This window comes from Campylobacter sp. RM16189 (genome assembly GCF_012978815.1).
In the GTDB taxonomy this organism is placed as follows: Bacteria; Campylobacterota; Campylobacteria; order Campylobacterales; family Campylobacteraceae; genus Campylobacter_A.
This window is the reverse complement of record NZ_LIWR01000005.1, coordinates 1-19,726: the sequence shown is the minus strand read 5'-3', so window position 1 is coordinate 19,726 and position 19,726 is coordinate 1. Positions and strand designations below refer to the sequence as shown.

The 19,726-nt window shown below is 34.1% G+C and carries 19 protein-coding genes, 1 tRNA gene and 2 pseudogenes; 12 read left to right on the top strand and 10 right to left on the bottom strand.

The genetic code is table 11. From position 1 onward, the window contains the following. Nucleotides 1-89: 89 nt before the first annotated feature. From fliP to CDOM16189_RS04485, 3 genes are read right to left on the bottom strand one after another with little or no spacing between them, the layout of a single operon-like run. Complete coding sequence (gene fliP / locus CDOM16189_RS04495; protein WP_169974783.1) at nt 90-824, bottom strand: flagellar type III secretion system pore protein FliP; 735 nt, start codon at nt 822-824, stop codon at nt 90-92. After that, nucleotides 821-1,600, bottom strand: coding sequence for a flagellar motor protein MotB (locus CDOM16189_RS04490; RefSeq protein ID WP_170000763.1), 780 nt, complete (start codon nt 1,598-1,600; stop codon nt 821-823). The genes fliP and CDOM16189_RS04490 overlap by 4 nt, the downstream gene beginning before the upstream one ends. Before the next feature lie 5 nt (nt 1,601-1,605). Next, entirely contained in the window at nt 1,606-2,373 is a 768-nt protein-coding gene (locus CDOM16189_RS04485; protein ID WP_169974787.1) for a motility protein A, read from the bottom strand. A gap of 273 nt (nt 2,374-2,646) precedes the next feature. Here CDOM16189_RS04485 and glmU point away from each other — a divergent pair, with 273 nt between their 5' ends. Genes glmU through truA form a run of 7 tightly spaced genes read left to right on the top strand, consistent with a single transcriptional unit; the run spans nt 2,647 to nt 8,957 of the window. After that, nucleotides 2,647-3,951, top strand: coding sequence for a bifunctional UDP-N-acetylglucosamine diphosphorylase/glucosamine-1-phosphate N-acetyltransferase GlmU (glmU, locus tag CDOM16189_RS04480; RefSeq protein WP_170000762.1), 1,305 nt, complete (start codon nt 2,647-2,649; stop codon nt 3,949-3,951). Continuing rightward, nucleotides 3,941-5,113, top strand: coding sequence for a bifunctional phosphopantothenoylcysteine decarboxylase/phosphopantothenate--cysteine ligase CoaBC (coaBC, locus tag CDOM16189_RS04475; RefSeq protein ID WP_169974791.1), 1,173 nt, complete (start codon nt 3,941-3,943; stop codon nt 5,111-5,113). Before glmU ends, coaBC begins: the two co-directional genes overlap by 11 nt. After that, entirely contained in the window at nt 5,110-5,793 is a 684-nt protein-coding gene (locus tag CDOM16189_RS04470) for a hypothetical protein (RefSeq protein ID WP_169974793.1), read from the top strand. The genes coaBC and CDOM16189_RS04470 overlap by 4 nt, the downstream gene beginning before the upstream one ends. Nucleotide 5,794: 1 nt before the next feature. Then, a complete protein-coding gene (gene uppS / locus CDOM16189_RS04465; RefSeq protein ID WP_169974795.1) occupies nt 5,795-6,466 on the top strand; it encodes a polyprenyl diphosphate synthase in 672 nt (223 codons plus the stop codon). Continuing rightward, nucleotides 6,463-7,215 carry a prepilin peptidase gene (locus CDOM16189_RS04460; RefSeq protein WP_169974797.1) on the top strand — a complete coding sequence of 251 codons (753 nt, stop codon included), beginning with the start codon at nt 6,463-6,465 and terminating at the stop codon, nt 7,213-7,215. Before uppS ends, CDOM16189_RS04460 begins: the two co-directional genes overlap by 4 nt. Continuing rightward, nucleotides 7,208-8,233, top strand: coding sequence for an LptF/LptG family permease (locus CDOM16189_RS04455; RefSeq protein WP_169974799.1), 1,026 nt, complete (start codon nt 7,208-7,210; stop codon nt 8,231-8,233). Before CDOM16189_RS04460 ends, CDOM16189_RS04455 begins: the two co-directional genes overlap by 8 nt. A gap of 1 nt (nt 8,234) precedes the next feature. Further along, nucleotides 8,235-8,957 carry a tRNA pseudouridine(38-40) synthase TruA gene (gene truA, locus CDOM16189_RS04450; protein WP_169974800.1) on the top strand — a complete coding sequence of 241 codons (723 nt, stop codon included), beginning with the start codon at nt 8,235-8,237 and terminating at the stop codon, nt 8,955-8,957. Between the two features lie 2 nt (nt 8,958-8,959). Here the strand turns inward: truA and CDOM16189_RS04445 are convergent. From CDOM16189_RS04445 to CDOM16189_RS04440, 3 genes and pseudogenes are all read right to left on the bottom strand, one after another. After that, nucleotides 8,960-10,417 (bottom strand): annotated as a pseudogene (locus CDOM16189_RS04445) (DNA translocase FtsK); the annotation flags it as partial. A 309-nt stretch (nt 10,418-10,726) separates the two neighbouring features. Then, nucleotides 10,727-11,032: pseudogene (locus CDOM16189_RS10055) on the bottom strand (DNA translocase FtsK 4TM domain-containing protein); the annotation flags it as partial. An 80-nt stretch (nt 11,033-11,112) separates the two neighbouring features. Continuing rightward, nucleotides 11,113-13,326 (bottom strand): flagellin N-terminal helical domain-containing protein, encoded by a 2,214-nt coding sequence (locus CDOM16189_RS04440; protein ID WP_169974804.1) that lies wholly within the window; start codon nt 13,324-13,326, stop codon nt 11,113-11,115. Between the two features lie 132 nt (nt 13,327-13,458). On the opposite strand from CDOM16189_RS04440, the gene CDOM16189_RS04435 reads away from it, so the two are divergent. The 4 genes from CDOM16189_RS04435 (at nt 13,459) to CDOM16189_RS04420 (ending at nt 16,255) form a co-directional block, all read left to right on the top strand. Beyond that, nucleotides 13,459-14,196: a YaaA family protein gene (locus tag CDOM16189_RS04435; RefSeq protein ID WP_169974806.1), complete on the top strand. Its 738-nt coding sequence runs from the start codon at nt 13,459-13,461 to the stop codon at nt 14,194-14,196. 120 nt (nt 14,197-14,316) lie between these two features. Continuing rightward, nucleotides 14,317-14,619, top strand: a complete 303-nt coding sequence (locus CDOM16189_RS04430; protein ID WP_169974808.1) for an HU family DNA-binding protein — start codon at nt 14,317-14,319, stop codon at nt 14,617-14,619. 100 nt (nt 14,620-14,719) lie between these two features. Further along, nucleotides 14,720-14,806, top strand: a tRNA-Leu gene (locus CDOM16189_RS04425). A 228-nt stretch (nt 14,807-15,034) separates the two neighbouring features. Further along, nucleotides 15,035-16,255, top strand: a complete 1,221-nt coding sequence (locus CDOM16189_RS04420; protein ID WP_169974810.1) for a tyrosine-type recombinase/integrase — start codon at nt 15,035-15,037, stop codon at nt 16,253-16,255. 850 nt (nt 16,256-17,105) lie between these two features. On the opposite strand, the gene CDOM16189_RS04415 is transcribed toward CDOM16189_RS04420, so the two are convergent. The 4 genes from CDOM16189_RS04415 to CDOM16189_RS04400 form a co-directional block, all read right to left on the bottom strand. Beyond that, nucleotides 17,106-17,369: a hypothetical protein gene (locus tag CDOM16189_RS04415; protein WP_170000761.1), complete on the bottom strand. Its 264-nt coding sequence runs from the start codon at nt 17,367-17,369 to the stop codon at nt 17,106-17,108. 49 nt (nt 17,370-17,418) lie between these two features. Beyond that, a complete protein-coding gene (locus tag CDOM16189_RS04410) occupies nt 17,419-17,919 on the bottom strand; it encodes a hypothetical protein (protein ID WP_169974813.1) in 501 nt (166 codons plus the stop codon). Between the two features lie 825 nt (nt 17,920-18,744). Continuing rightward, entirely contained in the window at nt 18,745-18,915 is a 171-nt protein-coding gene (locus CDOM16189_RS04405; protein WP_169974815.1) for a hypothetical protein, read from the bottom strand. A 33-nt stretch (nt 18,916-18,948) separates the two neighbouring features. Beyond that, nucleotides 18,949-19,308 carry a hypothetical protein gene (locus tag CDOM16189_RS04400; protein WP_249321553.1) on the bottom strand — a complete coding sequence of 120 codons (360 nt, stop codon included), beginning with the start codon at nt 19,306-19,308 and terminating at the stop codon, nt 18,949-18,951. Between the two features lie 129 nt (nt 19,309-19,437). Between CDOM16189_RS04400 and CDOM16189_RS04395 the strand changes: the two genes are divergently transcribed. Further along, nucleotides 19,438-19,726, top strand: a 289-nt coding sequence (locus CDOM16189_RS04395) for a hypothetical protein (protein ID WP_170000760.1), incomplete at its 3' end; no start/stop codon positions are given.

The following is a 19,726-nucleotide window of genomic DNA, read 5'->3' as shown; positions in this document are numbered from 1 at the left end:
TTAGATGTCTGCTAAAAAGATAAAATAGATTAAATTCATACTTAAATGCCATCTTTGCCATCCTTTATTCAAATTTTAGCACTAAATATCTAATGAAAACTCCGCACCAAATTCATAACAAGCAGATTCCAGCCATCTACAAGCACGAAGATAAGCAGCTTAAAAGGTAGAGAAATCATAGTAGGAGGAAGCATCATCATACCCATACTCATAAGCACGGAGCTTACAACCATATCTATAACCAAAAACGGCAGATATATCAAAAACGCTATCTCAAAAGCGGTCTTTAGCTCGCTTATCATAAATGCACTCATGGTTATAGTTAGCGGAATTTCTTCGATATTTTGCGGATTTGGCAAATTTCTTATGCGGAAAAACAGAGCCAAATCCTTTTCTCTGGTATTTTTTATCATAAATTCTTTAAACGGCTTAACTCCCTCTTCAAATGCGACTTGATAGCTTATCTTCTCATCTAGATAGGGCTTAACGGCTACGTCATAAGACTGCTTTACTACAGGCTCCATGATAAAAAACGTAAGAACCATGGCAAGTGAGATAAGCACGGTAGATGGGGGCATCTGCTGAGTTCCCATAGCTTGGCGTAAAAATGAAAATACGATGATAAGCCTTAAAAAACTTGTCATCATAAAAACAAGCGAAGGCGCAAGGGTTAGTATCGTTAAGACGATTAATACGTTTAGCGAGGTTACGAGTTGTTGTGGCGTATCGGGTGCCGTTAGGGTTAAATTTACGGTCGGGATAGTTACAGTATCATCGGCAAATAGCACAAAAGCGACCGATAATAATATCAGTACCTTTTTCACTGAGCTCCCTGCATGTCAAGTATGCTTTTTTGCGTTTTTTCTTTATTTTTAGAATTCATAGATATGAAGTGAATTTCTACTCTACGATTTTTCTCCCTGCCTTGCTCTGTTGTGTTTGGAGCAAAAGGCTCAAATTCAGCTTTAGCTGAAGCCATCAGTTTTTTAGGATTGACTCCATTTTTGATAAGCTCATCAACTACACTCATGGCTCTTGCGGATGAGAGTTCCCAATTGTTTTTATATATACTTAGACTATCTGGCGTTTGATTATCGGTATGCCCTATAACGTTTGCTACGATATCTTCGGGAAGCTTATCTATCACCATAGAAATTCGTCTCAAAAACAAAATCGCATCATAGTTTTGTAAATTTGCCTTACCCTTTTCAAATAACAAACTAGCAGGCAATCTTATGATAAATCCATCCTCGCTCTCTTCAAATGATACTTCCGGAGATCCGCTTGCATGCAAAAGCTCATTTATGGATTTTACAGTCTGCTGAAATTTTGATTGTATATCAGTGGTTGGTAGCTTTGCAGCGGAGTGAAATTCCTCATTTTGTTCAGCCGCTACGTCAGGTCTTCTTCCGCCTTCAAGCACGCCCAAAGCTCCGCTAAGCGAGCCTATAGCCGCCTCAAGCTTTTTGGCATCCATAGTACTCATAGAAAGAAGAAGGACGAAAAAACATAGCAAAAGAGACATCAAGTCACCAAAAGATGCAAGCCACGCCGGCAAACATTTAGGACAATCAGCCGGATCAATTAGTTTTTTAGCCATTTTTATTACCTATCAAACTGACTTACTCTATCTTTTGGCGGTAAAAAGGATAAAAGTTTTGTTTCAAGAGTTCTTGGGTTGTCACCTGCTTGAATAGCCATAATACCTTCGATTATTATTGTTTTAGCAAGGCTTTCATCCTTATCGCGAATGCTAAGGATATTTGCCACTGGAGCTCCTAGTATGTTTCCTATCATCGCTCCATAAAGAGTGGTTATCAAAGCAACAGCCATAGATGGACCAATCGCCGAAGGATCTGACATATTTAAAAGCATCGCAACAAGTCCGATTAGCGTTCCTATCATACCCATAGAGCCTGCAAAACCTGCAACCTGATCAAAAATTTTAATATTATCAGTATGTCTTGAGCTGGTTTGCTCCATATCTATTTCAAGCAAAGCTCTAATGGCGTCTGGCTCATTACCATCTACAGCCATAGAAAGGCCCTTTTTTAAAAATTCGTCAGTTTCGTTGTTAGCGTCATTTTCAAGAGCTAAGATTCCATCTCTTCTTGCTTTCGTAGAATATTCAACCATTTTTTTAACTATTTCAGGAAGATTAAAAAGTTTTGGCTTAACTGCAACACCATAAAACGTAAACAGCTTTTTCATCTGCTCCATTTTAAAGCCAACTAATAGACAACCAGCAGTTCCTCCAAAAACAATCATAACGGATGGAATATCTATATAAGGACCGATACCAACGCCTATGGCCATCGAGCCAAATAGCAAAACCATAATCAAAATCCAACCAACAACGGTTCCTAAATCCATTCTAAACCCTCTTTGCAGTTAAAATTTTTTACTATTTTAATTTCTTTTAGTTGAAAAGCAGTTAAAATTTGATTAATATTAGCTCTTTTTTAAATTTTTATAGATATAGATAAAATATATTGATAATGAAATAGAAGCGCTATCTTGTATTTGAATAAAATTAGTAATAATTATTAAAGTTGTATATTAATAATTAAGATATTAGTTAATCAACTATTTAGCAACTACAAGATAAAATTTATTTCAAATTTTTAAACACCTCGAGGAATTAAAATGAGCAATATAGGCGTGGTAGTGCTTGCTGCAGGTCTTGGCACAAGGATGAAATCAACAAAGCCAAAAGTGCTTTTCGAGCTTTGCGGAGAGGCTATGATAGTGCATATTTTAAGAAAAGCCTACGAAATAAGCGATGATGTAAGCGTGGTTTTAAGCTATCAAAAAGAGATTGTAGAGGCTAAAATAAAAGAATTTTTCCCAAAAACAAAAATTTATGAGCAAAATTTAAAAGAGTTCCCTGGCACAGCAGGAGCTCTTAAAGATATTTGCCTAACAAGTGAAAAAATAATCATAATGTGCGGAGATATGCCTCTTGTAAAAACAAACGATCTGATAAGACTAAGCTCGGCAAATGCCGATATATCCGTGAGTATCTTTGAATCAGCAAATCCTCAAGGATACGGTAGAGTCATAATGAACGGCAGCACTATAGAAGATATAGTCGAGCAAAAAGACGCAAGCGAAACCCAAAGGCTAATAAAAAGCGTTAACGCAGGTTGTTACTGCTTTAAAAGCGAGGCTTTAAAGAAAATTTTACCTCTCATACAAAACCAAAACGCACAGAATGAATATTATTTAACAGATGCTATTAAAATCGCAAATAAGCTAAATTTAAAGTGCAGTGCCGTCTTGGTGGATGAACAAAATTTTATGGGCATAAACGATAAATTTCAGCTAGATATAGCTCAAAATTTGATGCAAAAAGAGATTAGAAAAAAATGGATGCAAGCTGGCGTGCTGATGCGTCTAAGCGATACTGTTTATATCGACAGCAGGGCAAAATTTGAAGATGAGTGCGAGATAGAAGAAAACGTCAGCATAATTGGAGAGTGCGTTATCAAAAACTCTAAAATCAAGAGTTCAAGCGTGATAGAAAATAGCGTGATAGAAAACTCTGACATCGGACCTCTGGCGCATATTCGCCCAAATTCTCATATCAAAAATACTCATATTGGAAATTTTGTAGAGGTAAAGGCCGGCAAGTTAAACGGCGTAAAGGCTGGGCATTTAAGCTATCTTGGAGATTGTGAAATAGAAGAAGGCACAAACGTAGGATGCGGAACCATAACTTGCAACTACGATGGCAAAGCAAAACATAAAACAAAAATAGGTAAAAATGTATTCATAGGTAGCGATACTCAGCTGATCGCGCCTGTAACCGTAGAAGATAATGTATTAATAGCGGCTGGAAGCACAATAGCCTCAAATATCCCAAGCGGAGCTCTTGCCATAAGTCGAACAAAGCAGATTAATAAAAGCGGATTTTTCTATAAATTCTTTGGCGCAAAAGATGAAAAATAAAAAAATTTTACTAGCTGTTTGTGGCTCCATAGCCTTTTATAAAGCCTTTGAAATTCTATCCATACTTAAAAAAGAAGGTGCGGACGTATATGTGATGCTTAGCGACGGAGCGCTTAAATTTTGCTCTTCACTTGGCTTTGAAGCACTTAGTGATCATCCGATTTTAACAAGCCAAAGTGAAAATTGGCAAGCCGGGCTTAATCATATAAACTATGCCAAAATGGATCTGATTTTAATCGCTCCAGCATCCGTAAATACAATAAATAAGCTTGCAAACGGAATTTGTGATAATGTATTTATGCAGACTCTCATAGCCTCAAATGCTCCTATTTTAATAGCTCCTGCGGCAAATACAAAGATGATAGAGCATTTCTCTACTAAAAATAGCTTTGAGTTTTTAAAATCAAATGGGATTAAATTTATTGATCCGATAGAGAAAACTTTGGCATGCAAAGATTTTGGAAAAGGCGCGTTAGCTGATGCAGAAACAATAATTTACGAAGTAAAAAAATCTTTAAACGAGCCAAAATTTGAAGGCAAAAAAGTTATAATAACCGGCGGAGCTACTATCGAAAAAATCGATGATGCAAGGGCTATTACAAATTTTTCAAGCGGCAAGATGGCAAAGGCTCTTGCTGACGAGTTTTATTTCGCTAGTGCTGATGTAACACTAATAGCAAGTTTTGAAACAAACAAAACTCCATATCAAACTATAAAATTTCAAACATCTCAAGAGCTAAAAAGTGCTATAGATGAAAATTTACAAAACGCCTATATGCTTGTAATGAGTGCTGCGGTAAGCGACTATATCCCAAAAGAAAAATTCACTGGCAAGCTGAAAAAAGAGAGTCTTGGTAGCAACTGGGATTTAAATTTAAGGCAAAATATAGATATTTTAGGCTCTTTAAAAGAGTTTAAAAATGTTAAAAAAATAGGCTTTAAGATGGAAATGGATGCAAAAAACGCCTTGACAAACGCTAAAAATATGTTAAAAAATAAAAATTTAGATGCGGTATGTTTAAATGTGTTAGATGATGAGGTAAAATTTGGCTCGGATGTAAGTAAAATATGCTTTATAACAACATCGGAAACTAAAGAGATAACTCTAAATTCAAAACAAAATATTGCAAGAGAAATCTTAAATTTGGCCTATAATTTATGATAAGTTCAATATCAAAAATACAAAAAATAGCAAGCGGAAATAAAAGTGCTATCATGCTTAACGCCTCACTTCCGGTAAGCATAAAAGTATTGGAAAAAACTGGCTTTAATAGATATAATTTAAAATTTGCAAACAAAACCCTAAGCACAAAAAGTATGAAAAGCCTAAAAATAGGCGGAGAATATTGGTGTGAAATAGGCTCAGGAAGTGAAAATATAGTGATAAAAAATCTATATGAAAAGCCTGATTTAAAAGCCCATGACACACTCATAGATGGATTAAGTATTATAGAAAAATTGATAATAAATGATAATTTAAACTGGTTTTATGAATATATATTTTCAAATTTAGCATCCTGCAGGACAAAAGAAGGATATGAAATTTACGTAAATATGCTATTTGCCTTGCAGAAAAACATCATACATATTCCGTTTTTTTATAATAAGCATTTAGGAATTTTTCAGATGAAAAAAGATAATGAAAAAGCTCAAATTTATCTTATATTTTCAAATTTCGCTCCGCTACTTTTTAATATAAAAAACTCTCAAATCTTAAATATAACAACGCCTTTTGAAAAGGTTGCAAGGTTTTTAAAAGAGAAATTTGAGTGCGATGTAAATATCGGGGTATTTAACGAACTTTATACTCAAAGCAGCTCTATAATCGATTTTAAGGGATAATTTGAATAGTTTAAAACATTTGGCGATTATAATGGATGGCAATGGCAGATGGGCGAAAAAGCAAGGGCTCATACGCACAAAAGGACATGAGGCTGGCGCAAACGTAGTCGAAGCCATGTGCGAGTTTTGTATAAGAAATGATATAAAAATTTTAAGCCTATACGCCTTTAGCACTGAAAATTGGAGTAGACCAAAAAGTGAGGTTGATTTTTTAATGGATCTACTTTTAAAATTCTTAGTTTCAAAAAAAGAGAGCTTTATAAAAAATGAGATAAATTTTAATGTGATCGGCGATATAATGCCTTTTAACGATAAATTAAGAGATGAAATTTTAAATTTAAAATCACTTACTAAAGACAATAAAAAGCTAAAGCTAAATTTGGCTATAAATTATGGTGCCAAAGATGAAATTTTAAGAGCTCTTAAAAGAATGCAAGAGCAAAATTTAGATATTAATGAAGTTAATTTAGAGGCAAATTTAGATGAAAGTGAGCCCATTGATCTGCTTATTAGAACAGGTGGAGAAAAGAGACTTTCAAATTTTATGCTTATTCAGGCAAGTTATGCAGAGCTTGCATTTATCGATACTCTTTGGCCGGATTTTACAAGTTTGGAATTAGAAAAAATAGTTCAAAATTTTTATCAAATCAATAGGAGATTTGGCGGATTATGATAGGTGCGATATTTTTTATTTTAGGTGCGGTTATCGGCTCTTTTGGAAATGTTTTGATATATAGAATGCCAAAGGGCGAAAGTATAAACTTCCCAGCATCTCACTGCCAAAGTTGTAAAACTCCGCTTAAATTCTATCACAATGTGCCGATACTTTCGTGGATCTTTTTAGGTGGAAAATGCGGATTTTGTAAGGATAAGATTAGCTTTCAGTATCCTTTAGTCGAGTTTTTAAGCGGTATATTAATGCTCTTTGCATATTTTATTGAAATAGAGCTTTATGCGGCAGTGATAATTGGCACCTGCTTTATTATCCTGCTTTGTCTTAGTGTGATTGACTTTCGATACAAAGCCGTCCCGGATCCACTTTTGTTTACAAGTCTTATTTTGGCTCTTATTTATGGAGCTTTACCCATATTTGGCGAGAATGGTGACTTTGATAGATTAATTAGCGCAGCAATTTTTATGTTTGATTTTTGGCTACTTAGACTTGCCGTAAGCTTCATCATGAAACGTGAGGCTATGGGAAGTGCGGATATCTTTATAGCAGGAGTGATGGGGGCGATTTTAGGTATTAAACTTGGGCTTATGTCGATATACATGGCGGCTCTTTTGACGCTGCCCGCATACATGATAGTTAGAAAAAGAGGATACGAGCTACCATTTGTGCCGTTTTTAAGCCTCGGACTACTTATTGTTTATCTGCTAAAACCTCAATTTTTAGAACTTTTGGAAAAACTTTATGGGTAGAGTGAATAGCTATCTTTTTACCAACTTTATAAGCACCTTCGCTTCGCTATTTTCTACACTATTTCTGATAATGTCGATAGTATTTTTTATACAGATAGCACGCATTACCTCCTATATCGAGATAACCTTCTTTGAACTCTTTAAGCTATATCTATTTATGCTACCTCGTATACTGCTTTTTACGATACCGATAGCATTTTTCGTATCTTTAGCGATGACGCTTTTTAGACTATCTAAAGAGAACGAGAGTATTGTGATCTTTACTTTAGGATACTCTCCAAATTTTATTGCTAGATTTTTTATGTTAATTAGCTCTATAGTTTCGATTTTTCTACTAATCACGGCCATAATCCTAATCCCTACGGCGGCTGAGCTAAACGGAAATTTTATAGAGTATAAAAAAACTATAGCCAAGCTAAATTTAAAGACAACTCAGTTTGGGCAGAAATTTTCAAACTGGATGATATATATCCAAAGTCAAAAAAACGATATCAACGGCACCACATATGAGGGTGTAACCCTATATTCGCCACAAATTAATGCTCAAAGGCTAATTATCGCCGAAAACGCAAAGATAATAAACAATAGATCAAATTTGGAACTTAGACTAAATAACGGCAAAATTTACGATATAAAAGATGATGTATGGCATCAGGCCGATTTTAAATATATGAAAATAAACACTCTTTCTAACGATAAAATTTCAAAAACACGCTCTTTTTTAGAGTATTGGAGCGATATCAATACAAACAAAAAAAAGGCGAGAGATTTTACCACTTATGTTCTAATAGCGCTTTTTCCGGTTGCTACAACGCTGTTTGCCTTAAGTTTTGGAGTAGTAACTTATAGATATGAAAAAGGATTTGTATATTTTGGTACTTTTGGAGTTTTGTTTGCCTATTTTGCAATGATTATGATGTTATCTTCAAAGCTTTTTATAGCAATTTTATCAATATTTTCGCTATTTCTAATAAGCTCGATGCTATTTTACAAAAAAACGATTTTAAAAAGATATTAGATTGAAAATAAAACTAATATTTAGCTACGATGGCTCCAAATTTCAAGGCTCTCAAACACAACCGCACGAAAACGGAGTAGAAAATGAACTCGGTATAGCCTTAGCCCATGTTGGAATCTTTGACAAGATAGTATCAAGCTCTAGAACCGATAAAGACGTGCATGCCAATAATCAAGTTGCAAGCGTTAGATGCGGAGATCATTTTAAAGACTTTAAAAGACTGGCCGATCTAATAAATCGCCACGCTCACCCGCATATTCATATAAAAAAAATTTTAAGAGTTGATGATAACTTTCATCCCCGATATAATGCTAAATTTAGGCAATATAGATATATTATAAATCATGGAGATTTTAACCCTTTTTTAAGTCAATACCAAACATTTTTGCCAAAATTTGACATAGATAGAGCAAATGAGCTTTTGGAGCTTTTTATAGGCAAGCATGATTTTAGTGCATTTATGAAAGTGGGAAGCGATACAAAAAGTCCGATAAGAGAAGTAAGTCAGGCATTTTGCTACTCTCACAAAGAAAAAACTATCATAGTTTTTAAGGCTAATGGATTTTTGAGAGCTCAAATTCGTTTAATGGTGGCTACAATATTAAAGGCTTTAAAGCTTAAAAATGGGGCTGATTTAATAAATTTAGCAATAAAAAACCAACAACCTCTTACGCGTATTCCAGCTCCACCAAACGGACTTTATCTAAATAGAGTTTTTTACTAAAATTATAAAATATCCCTTTGCCCTTTGGCATTTACAGGGCTTAGCACACCCATTTGCTCCATCTGTTCGATTATAGTTGCTGCTCTGTTGTAGCCTATTTTAAGGCGGCGTTGCAAATAACTGATAGAAGTTTTTTGCTCGCTTAATACGATCTCTTTAGCCTCTTCATAAAGCTCGTCAAGCTCTCCAGCAACGATATCGCCTTCGCTTGAGCCGTTAGAGCCTGAATTTGTGCTATCTTCTTTTAAAAATCTCTCGTCATAGACAACTTCTTGTTGATCTTTTAAGAAATTTACGATATTTTCTATCTCTTTTTCACTGGCAAACGGCGCATGAAGCCTGATGATACCGGGACTTCCAGGAGGCGTAAACAACATATCACCGCGTCCCAGCAAGCTCTCAGCTCCCATTTGATCAAGGATTACCTTACTGTCTATCTTTTGGCCGACTCTATAACTTATACGCGACGGCAAATTCGCCTTTATAAGTCCTGTTACGACATCGACACTTGGTCTCTGTGTAGCTACGATAAGATGAATTCCACTAGCGCGCGCCATTTGAGCAAGGCGTCCGATATATAGCTCTACATCCTTACCACTCGTCATCATAAGGTCTGCTAGCTCATCTATTATAACAACTATATATGGCAGCTGCTCTCCGCCTTCTGCTTTCATCTTCTCATTGTAGCTTTCGATATTTTTAGTACGAGTATGGCTCATTATCGTATATCTACGCTCCATTTCAGAGACCATATTTGCAAGTGCTATTATAGCTTGCTTAGACTGAGTAATAACCGGTGTTAAGAGGTGTGGAATATCATTATAGATGCTAAATTCAAGCATCTTAGGATCTATCATCATAAGGCGTAAGGTCTGCGGACTATTTCTGTAAAGCAAACTTAAAAGCATGGCGTTTATGCCCACACTCTTACCGCTTCCTGTAGTTCCTGCTATAAGAAGATGAGGAAGCTTTTTAAGATCGGTTACGAAAGGCGCCCCCACTATATCCTTGCCAAGCGCAATAGTGAGAGGGCTTGAGGCATTTTTATAAATTTCACTATCTAAAATTTCTTTTAAGTATATTGTTTCTATATTTTGGTTTGGTACCTCAATGCCTATTACGTCTTTGCCAGGAATTGGCGCTTGAATACGTATTGTTTGAGCGCGCAGAGCCATAGCAATATCATCTTGCAGTGTCAAGATCTTACTTACTTTTATATGCGGAGCCAAACGAAACTCAAATGTGGTTACAATAGGTCCGGTGTAAGTGCGAACCACATCACCATCTATCTTAAATTTGCGAAGTTTATCCAAAAGATCTGAAATTTTCTGATCAATCTCAACCTCATTTATATTATGTGAACGCTTTGGGGGATCGTTTAAAAATTTAAGCGGTGGAAGCTCAAAATCCTTTGGTTTTTCTACCTTGCCCTTATCAAGCTCATCTAGCAGCTTCTTATTCTCCACTACTTCATTTAAAATCTCGACTCCATTTATAGTAGAAATTTGCGTTTTTTCTTCACAATCCAAAATCTCATCATATCCAGATAAATTTTGCTTTGTTTCATCTTGGTTTAAATTTTCTATATTTTCACGTTTTTTCTTTTTTGCAATCGTTTTTGGTTCTTTATATTGAGCTTGTGCTAAATTTTTAGGCTCTTTTTTTGTAGGTTCTACAAAGGCTCTTTTTAGTATTATTACTATATTTTCTTGAGCAATAAGCCCAAAAGCCAAAATGAAAATCATAGCTATAAAAACCCATGTGCCTATAACCCCGATGATATCCTTTAAAGCTAAAATCGCAAAATTACCAATAAGACCGCCATAATCGGAGTTTGAATTAGCCTGAAACATCAAAAACGCAAAAAATAAAAGTATAACTCCAGAAACTATCTGCGCCAAATCCCAATCAAGATTTTTTACGAATTTACAAATATAGTAAGCAAAAAAGATAAAAACAAAAGGGTAAATATAGCCGATAAATCCAAACAGTTTAAAGTTTATTTCACCTAAAATTTTACCAAAGCTCCCTACAAAATTTGCATCAGGAGCTATGGTAGCAACTCCAAAAAACATTAAAAAACATATAACAACAACTAAAATCGACTCTCTTAAAATTTTAAATCCTTTATAAAAAGCCTGATTATAGCGTATTTTTACATATAGTTTAATAGAGTTAGCTGATTAACCTTTGCAACAGATTGCAACATAGCTTGATATGACATCATTTTTTGCATAAGATGCATATAAGTCTCACCGTAGTCGGCATCTACTATCTCTGATTTTACTGTTTTAACATTTACCGATAGTATGCTTGCTCTTGTATTTGTGTCTTTTAATGAGTTAGAAAGAGCACCTACCTTGGTATGTAGCTTATTTACGTGATCAAATATATGATCTATCCTCTCTATTGCGCCTTGGATTCCAGAATTTCTAGGATCTGGTCCATTTGAATCGGCACGATACTGTCCTAGTCTTACAGCCTCTATCATATTATCAAGATCGCTAAATATATCCACGCTTGGCACATCTATATCAAGTGCGTTGTTCGCAGAAAAGGTAAAAACAGAGCCAACTCCTTGAGAAGTAGCCGGAGTATTACCAGTGCTATCACCGGCAAAAATATCCGAATTTCTTCTATCAAAAATAGCAACCTCAATAGGAGTATTTGTATTTTGCTTATCAGTTATCTTAATTCTTCCTCTATGATCCATATTTACCTCTACACTACCTTGAGCATCTTTAATGGCCTGTTTATATGCATTAAAGTTATCATCAACTGCAGGAATATTATCATTAACTGTAAATGAGATAATATCATTTAATTGTTTAAATGTCATATTTTTAGATGCTGTTTGGATACCATTAGCTTGATTTGTAGTAGCATTATAAAAGCTATCCCAGACTCTAGAATTATAACCAACAGCATTTCCAGCAGGATCGTTTCCGGTAATTCTTATTTTCGCATTTCCAGCAGCTTCAAAATCCAAATCAATTGTATATTTTCCGCCATGCTTTGACTTGATACTCATCTGTAAAGATTGTCCATCAATATTATATTTTCCGCTTTCGCCATCGTATAAATTTTTAGTTCCGGCAACCTCACTTAATGTGGTATTATCTGTCGCAAATTCTCCGCTTTTTCTTGCAATCTGAGAGATGGTACCTACAACATGCCTGCCTTCATTTTTAAATTTCACTCTATCATAATCAAAGGCATTGGTTTTATCACCATTTATATCTTTGTAATTGCTTTTAACAAATTCCGTTACCACAAAGTCATTTGGATTTGCATTTACCATAGCTTCTAAGTCTACAAGACTATTAGTAGTATTAAAATGATTAGAAGCTGCATTGATATTGGCAGCGGTCAGAGCTTGATCATTGTCTAATTTTCTTGTGACGCCCATCATATGAAAATCTATTACCTGATTTCCTTTTGATAGATCTTTGATATTAAATTGCCCTTCGTTATTTATCGTGACATCTACAACTCTATTATTTGGAGTATTTCCGTATTCGGTTCCGATTTTTTCCATGAGATCTTTTATGGAAGCGTCAGCTGTCATTTGGAATTTACTTGTAAAAGTTGTTCCGTCAGGCTTTTTGCCTTGTAGATAAAATGTCGTATTCTGAAATGATTTTGCATTAGGTCCGCCAAAATCCAAATCGGATAGAGTTTTCTCATCCTTAACATAGTTAAATCCGATCATATTTCTGATTTTGCTCTCTTCGTTCAGATATTTTATATTATCATGTCTATTTAAAACGCTTTGATCGGTTAGCATTACATTTGTGCTTATATGCTTGTTATAATCACCGTCTCTACCTAAGAACAACTCTTCTCCTGGCATATTATAAGCTAGCTTAACCTGTGAGCCTCCGACCACTCTCATCTCTTGAGAATTTCCAAAATACTGATTTGTAGTGCCATTTATTGGCTTTGTATTAATAGCGCTTCCAGAGAATAAAAACTGTCCATTTATAGATGTGTTTGCGATATTTACAAGATGGTTTTTTATGCCTTGCAGATCATTCGCCAAAGCCTCTCTTGAGGTTTTTGAATGATGTTCATTTCCAGCTTGAACAAGCTTTGTTTTAAATAATTCAAGTTTTTCTTTAAATTCTTTTAAGGCTTTATCTGTATTAAGAGAAAAGCTGCCAGCCTTAGAGGTCGCGTCTTGAACTTGATTTAGAGTTGCAACCTCATAATCAAGCCTCATGCCGTCATTATAAATACTGCTATTCTCAAATGAATTTTGTATCTTTAATCCGCTTGAAATTTGGGTATTGAGCCTATAAAGTTCCTTCATATTTACTTGGTAGTTGTATGTATCGTTAAATTTCATTAGTTGATTTGTAATACGCATATCTATATCCTAATATTTCTATAAACTTTTAGAAGCAATTTAAGTTCCAATTCATGAATTATCGTCAAATTTAAAAATTTATTTAGTTTAGAGTATTATTAGACTTTAAAATTTACTTTTATCGAGGCGGTTATGAAAATTTTATTCTCTCCAAGCGAGGCAAAAAGTGCCGTAAAATCAAATAAATTTATAGACAAAGACAGCTTTATATTTCCAGAGCTATATGATCTAAGGATTGAAATTTTAAATCAATACAATGAATTTTTAAAAAGAGCTACAACAAGCGAACTATCAAAGCTATTCGGACTTAAAAATTTAGAAGAGTGCGAAAATTTAAGAGAGGATATTTTTAAAAAAAGTGCTATAAAAGCTGTTTTAAGATACGAAGGCGTAGCCTACAAGCACTTAAACTATAAAAATTTAGACACTAAAGCTCAAAATTTTATCGATAAAAACGTAATGATATTCTCAAATTTATTCGGAGGCATTTTGGCTGGAGATGAAATTTGTGAATATAAACTAAAGCAGGGAGAAAAAATAGACAAATTAAATATTGAAAAATTTTATAAAGAACATTTTTCCTTAGCAATAGATAACTGGCTCAAAGATGATGACATACTAGACTTAAGAGCTGAATTTTATGAAAAATTTTATGAAATAAAAAAGCCTTTTACGACTTTTAAATTTATAAAAAACGGCAAAGTCGTAAGCCATTATGCCAAAGCTTACCGAGGAATTATTTTAAGAGAAATAGCAAAAGCAAGGATTGAAACAATTGACGAACTAAGCAAATTGAATTTAGAGAATTTAATGCTAATTGATATCAAAAAAAATGGATTCAAAAATGAGTTTTATATGCAAATTTTATAAAAAATTCACTTTTTTTATAAAAAACTACATTTTTTAATGAAATTTAGGTTTCAAAACTATTGTTTTTTTTCAAAAAACGTTGTAAAATGCCTATATATCACTTCTTAAAAGGATGGTTCTATGAAAAAAGCTGAATTTATTCAAGCTGTCGCCGAAAAGGCTGGTCTTTCAAAAAAAGATTCTCTAAAAGCTGTTGATGCCGCTCTAGAGACAATCAAAGAAGCTCTTACTGCTGGCGGTAGCGTTAGCTTCATAGGTTTTGGTACTTTTAGCACAGCTGATAGAGCTGCAAGAAAAGCTAGAGTTCCAGGAACTAAGAAAGTTATTGATGTACCTGCTAGTAAAGCGGTCAAATTTAAAGTTGGCAAAAAGCTGAAAGAAGCAGTTGTTGCTACTACAAACAAAAAAGGCAAAAAGAAATAATTTCTTTTATGGAAGTCTTTAAAGACTTCCATTTTTTATTCTTAAAATATTTATTTTTTAATTTATTCTTTATATATTTTTGATAAAATTACGATTTTTGGCCCGAGTGGTGAAACTGGTAGACGCGCCAGACTCAAAATCTGGTAAGGGCAACCTTGTGTCGGTTCGAGTCCGACCTCGGGCACCATATACTCTTTTATAATCCTTTACAATTCAATAGTTTGGTTTTTTACAAATGCCGATATTATCGCTATTATCTTCTTTTTAGCTTAAGCATAGCTTAATAGAAATGATAATAAACCATTATATATGTATTTTAAAAAACTATATAAATTTTTTAATTTTTTGTGTCATTTTTTGATATTTTCAGAATCACTATAATTAGATGTAATTCAAAAATTACAAGAGGTGAAAAATGAAAAAATTTCAAGAGATCGATCAATGGATCGAAAAACAAAACAACAAGAAAAATATAATTCTGCGTCTACCAATACCCGGATACGACAGATTCAAGCTAGAAATTTCTCCAAAGCAGAAGAAGACGATAAGGCTATACAGGTACGAAAATGAAAAAGTACGCTATATGAAAATAGGTGAATATCCTTATATGAAGTTTGAAACAGCATATAGAAAAGGAATAGAAATTTTAAATCAGCTAGAAGAAACGGGATATATAATAAAGCAAGTGATTACTTTACAAGAAGCTTATAAAAAATTTCTTGTGTATGCTCAAGATATTCTAAAATTCAAAGCCGGCACTTTACGAAGTTATCAAATAAGGGTATCTAAACATATACTACCCTTAGAAATAGCATTAAAACCAATCGATGATATTGAATTAAATGAGCTAAAATTTGATATTTTCAATGAACCTGAGAAATATCCTGCCGCAAATGTTAAACTCTTTTACATACTACAAAATATTTTTCTATTCGCCAAAAAGCAAGGATATATCAAAGAAAATATTTTAGAAAATTTTAACTTTTCAAAACACTACGAAACTCCATCCAGAAGAAACTCAAGACATCATCAAAAGATTATAAATCAAGTTGATCTTGAAAATTTTTTAAAATCTGTAGCAAATTCAAAAATCAACATTAGAAAAAAGATACTTATATTTTTTGCGCTTGAGACTGCTTTGAGATCGATGAATCTATTTAATCTTAAATGGTCAGATATAAATTTTGACGATAGTCACATTTATATACCTAAAAATAGAATGAAGGGAGAGAAGCGAACTGAAAATTCAAGACAAAACTTTATTTTACCCATCTCTAAAACAATGTTAAAAATTCTCAAAGAATTAAAAAGACTTCAAAAACATGAAGGCATATATATATTTTCAGGAATTGCAGATCAGCAGATTAACTATTTTCTAACAAAAATATCAGGTATCACAAAACACGGACTAAGAGGAACCTTTAAAACTTTTGCTATGAAAAAACAAATGGAGCATCGAATTCCAAATTATATTATCGAAATGTACTTGTATCATATTCCTGCAATGACGGATGTAGAAGCTGCATATCTCGAACTTAGATACGACGATCATGAAATTCAAGATATGCTATATGCGCTATGCAATTGGTGGGATCAATATTTAATCTCCTTATATGACTTTTCAAAAATTATATAGGAGATAAAAATAAGAAAGTAATAAACAGAAACTAAAAAGAGTTAGATGTCTTTTAGCACTGGACGCTCAAGAAATCATCAAACAAAATATTTTAAAATAACCCATAAGCTTTGAAAAATTTAGCTGTTTTATAATAAAGATATCTAAAAAGGAGCTAAAAGCCTGAAAACAAGAGTATTAAAAAACTCATTTTGTGAAGCAAAATTAAGACATGGATAATCAAAAATAACGATATAAAAACCACAGATAGTGACAGTGTTCTTTAGTCATAGTAGTTATAATAAATCTTAACTTCAAGACATGGCCACTCTTTGTTCTATATATTAGGGACCTTCAAGGGCCAAGAGACTCTATCGCTCCCAAGCAAGAGACCGCCGCTACACTCATCGCCTTTGGCGATGTCGTTGCTCCCCCGCTGGTACTATTGCCCCGCAAGCGGGCCAAAGTAGCAGGGGCTCGCCCGCAGGCTAAATATCGAACTTTCCCCCGTTTCCCTGCCGGGACATCGTAGCACTCTCTCAAAAAACATCAAGGGCGTCGCTTTTTTGACAAAAAGCTCGTGGATAGCCTTGCGGCTACCCTTGACATTTTTATCGAGAGCACAACTTGCCCGGACGAGGAAAACGAAAAAAACTCCGATATATTTCTCTTGCCTTGTGAGCTCAGGCTTTGATTGGGGGTATGCGTATATCCTTTTGCTCTTTTTTGTGTAGAGAGAGATAAAAGGCCATTCTTGATGGTTGGAGTCATATTTTGTGTGGAGAAGCTTGATTTTGTAGGTTTCTTTCTGTCGCCGGGGTATGGGGTGAAAACCCCATAGATGCCTAGTTGAGCAAGCTTGCTTGCGAGCCTAGAAGCCCATTGTGGGATTGTTTGAGGGAGTTTGCTTTCTCTTGAGAGATTCTATGCCCGTATCTCTCATTTTTGGAGCCATAGAGCGCTCTTTTCTTTCAAGCTGATATATTTTATCTATTAGCTCTTTGTTGGCTCTCTCAAGCTCTTCTTTTTGTTTCTGAAGCTCAGCTACCTCTCTAAATTTTTGGTGTTTTATGTGTGGCCTAGTTGAGCCTTTTACGCCTCTGACTGCCTTGCCCCTAAAGGCTTCTGCAGCCATATCTTGGAGATCTGTACCATATTGGGCTACTTCTATCTTTGATTTTAGCCTAGGAATGGTCTTTTTTTTTGAAATCATATCTAGTTGATATTATCTGGTAGTGGACTATATTCTCATCCCGGTGACAAGCTATCCAAAAATCGTTATTGCCGTATTTGCTTGATAACATCACAATAAATTTCTCTACTTCGGCCTCGTAGTCTTTTGAATTTATGTAGTTGATTTCCTCTTGAGTAAGGTTTCGATCCATATCCTCTCTTTGAATTCCAAATGTGATGATATGCTCTTCAAAAAGAGTGGAGTTCTTTCTTAGGGTCTTTTTACGGCCTTTTGAATCGGTTTGACTCTCATAGCTTTCTTTAATAATATTCACTTTATCGTCGATAAGTCCGTCAGAAAAATTCTTACCAAAATTCGGAAAAGGGTAATCCCTATGATAAGCTTTATTTTGGCTTACGTTTAAGTGATAGAATTTGTTAATATCAGGCTCTCTCGTCTTTAGATATTTTACTCTCTGAGTGGATACCGGTTCTCTAAAATTATGCCTCATACGATTTTTTGCTGCTTGTGAAGTGAGCCTCTCTGATCTTACAGAAACAGTGATAATCATGATATACCTCCACAACTAATTATAGCGGCCGCCGGCAGGCCACACAGCTTGTCCCTCGGGACAAGTGGTAGTGTGTTTCGCTTTGTGCGTTTCGCTTTGTGCGAAAACAAGTGCTCCAAAAACGCTTAAACTATGCTTACGCTGTCAAAGGCCTAGCGGGGGTACTCCCTCGCTTGAGCCGGGATAAAATGAGGTTAGACTTATGTTGATATAAGTATTTGGTTATATATGTGTTGGCATAAACAATTATATATAGAATGGTGCATATAGATATATGAATAGATGTGTAATGAAATGAATAATTGTGTATAGAATGCTGCGTTTAATTATATAAACATATTTATAATAGTATTAATAGTTATGTATATGTATATATAATGGTATGTAGGTTTATACAGTAGAGGGAATGGTACAAAGTTTAAACTTCAAAATGATTTTTACCGCTATTATGTGGCAAATGCACAAAACAGCATCAAACACCGTAAACCTTTAAATTTAAGATTTTATTTATAAAAACTTCTGCTTTGTTTTTTAATGTAGTTTACCTGTCTTTTGAATAATTAAATTTTGATAGGAGTGATTTAAATTTGAATATATCATAGCTTAAACCTTTCTAATTAGCTTAAAAAGGTTTAAGCAAAAAATATTCCTTTGGAGTAAGTGTTTATAACAGCATATCCTTTCTGCTTTTTGCAACGGCTTGCAAGATGCCAAATATGCTTTTTCCGTTATCGAATTCACGCTTTATAAATTCATATAGCTCTCTTAGTTCGCGTTGAAGCTTTTTAATATCTCTATAGAATTTTTAGCATCTTCATCAGATAACACTACATTAAATCTCTCTTGCAAGGCAAGTTTAGCCCACTGAGCTTTCAACTCATCTATGCTAAGATCAGAGTCAAGCAGTTTTATACTATCGGTGTTTTTAAAATACATATAAGCCAACAATCAACAGATAGTAGTTTTTATTTAACCCTCTTTTGTTGTTTTTGCTTTAATAGGCTGAACATCCAGTTGCTCTTTTGATTCAAAAGAAAAAGACGAAGAATTTTTCACATCATTAAATGTTAAAAATTCCTTAATTTTTACTAAATTATCACGTTTTATGCCAATAAATACTAAAAATAAATCAATAATGCCCCATAAAAATATTATAAAATATAGTATAATCGAGAAGACCTGATATTCCACATCAAGATGTCCTTGCCCAATACCGAAGTAAATTATCCACATGAGAATAAATAGGGAAAGCTTAAGCACTCCTAGCCCCATGTTACCTTTATAGAATCTATCTACGCCCATAAAACCAAACAATAACCCAAAAATCAATCCTATCCATGAAGATTTCCGCTATTATGTAGCAAATGCACAAGACTTTCATCATAAAAGAGGCTAAGATTCTAAATAATAGATATTTCTTTTTAAGCTATAAAAACTTTTACTTTAAAAGGATTTGTTATGGCGGTTCTTGAAAAGCTAGGAGCGAAGCGAGTAGAAACTCACGTAATATCAGCTCTTGTATCTAAACACTCTGAAATTCAAGGACAGATAAAACATTATCAAGAGATGATAACTGAGTTACAAGATGAACTATCTACTATAAGCAAAGCCATTATGATATTTGATCCAAACTATAATATAAACGATATAAAAACTAAAAACATTACTGATAATAGACGTTTTTCTCGTGGAGAGCTTAGTAAAAAGATAATAGAGTGTATAAAAGAAAAACCTAGCAACGTTAAAG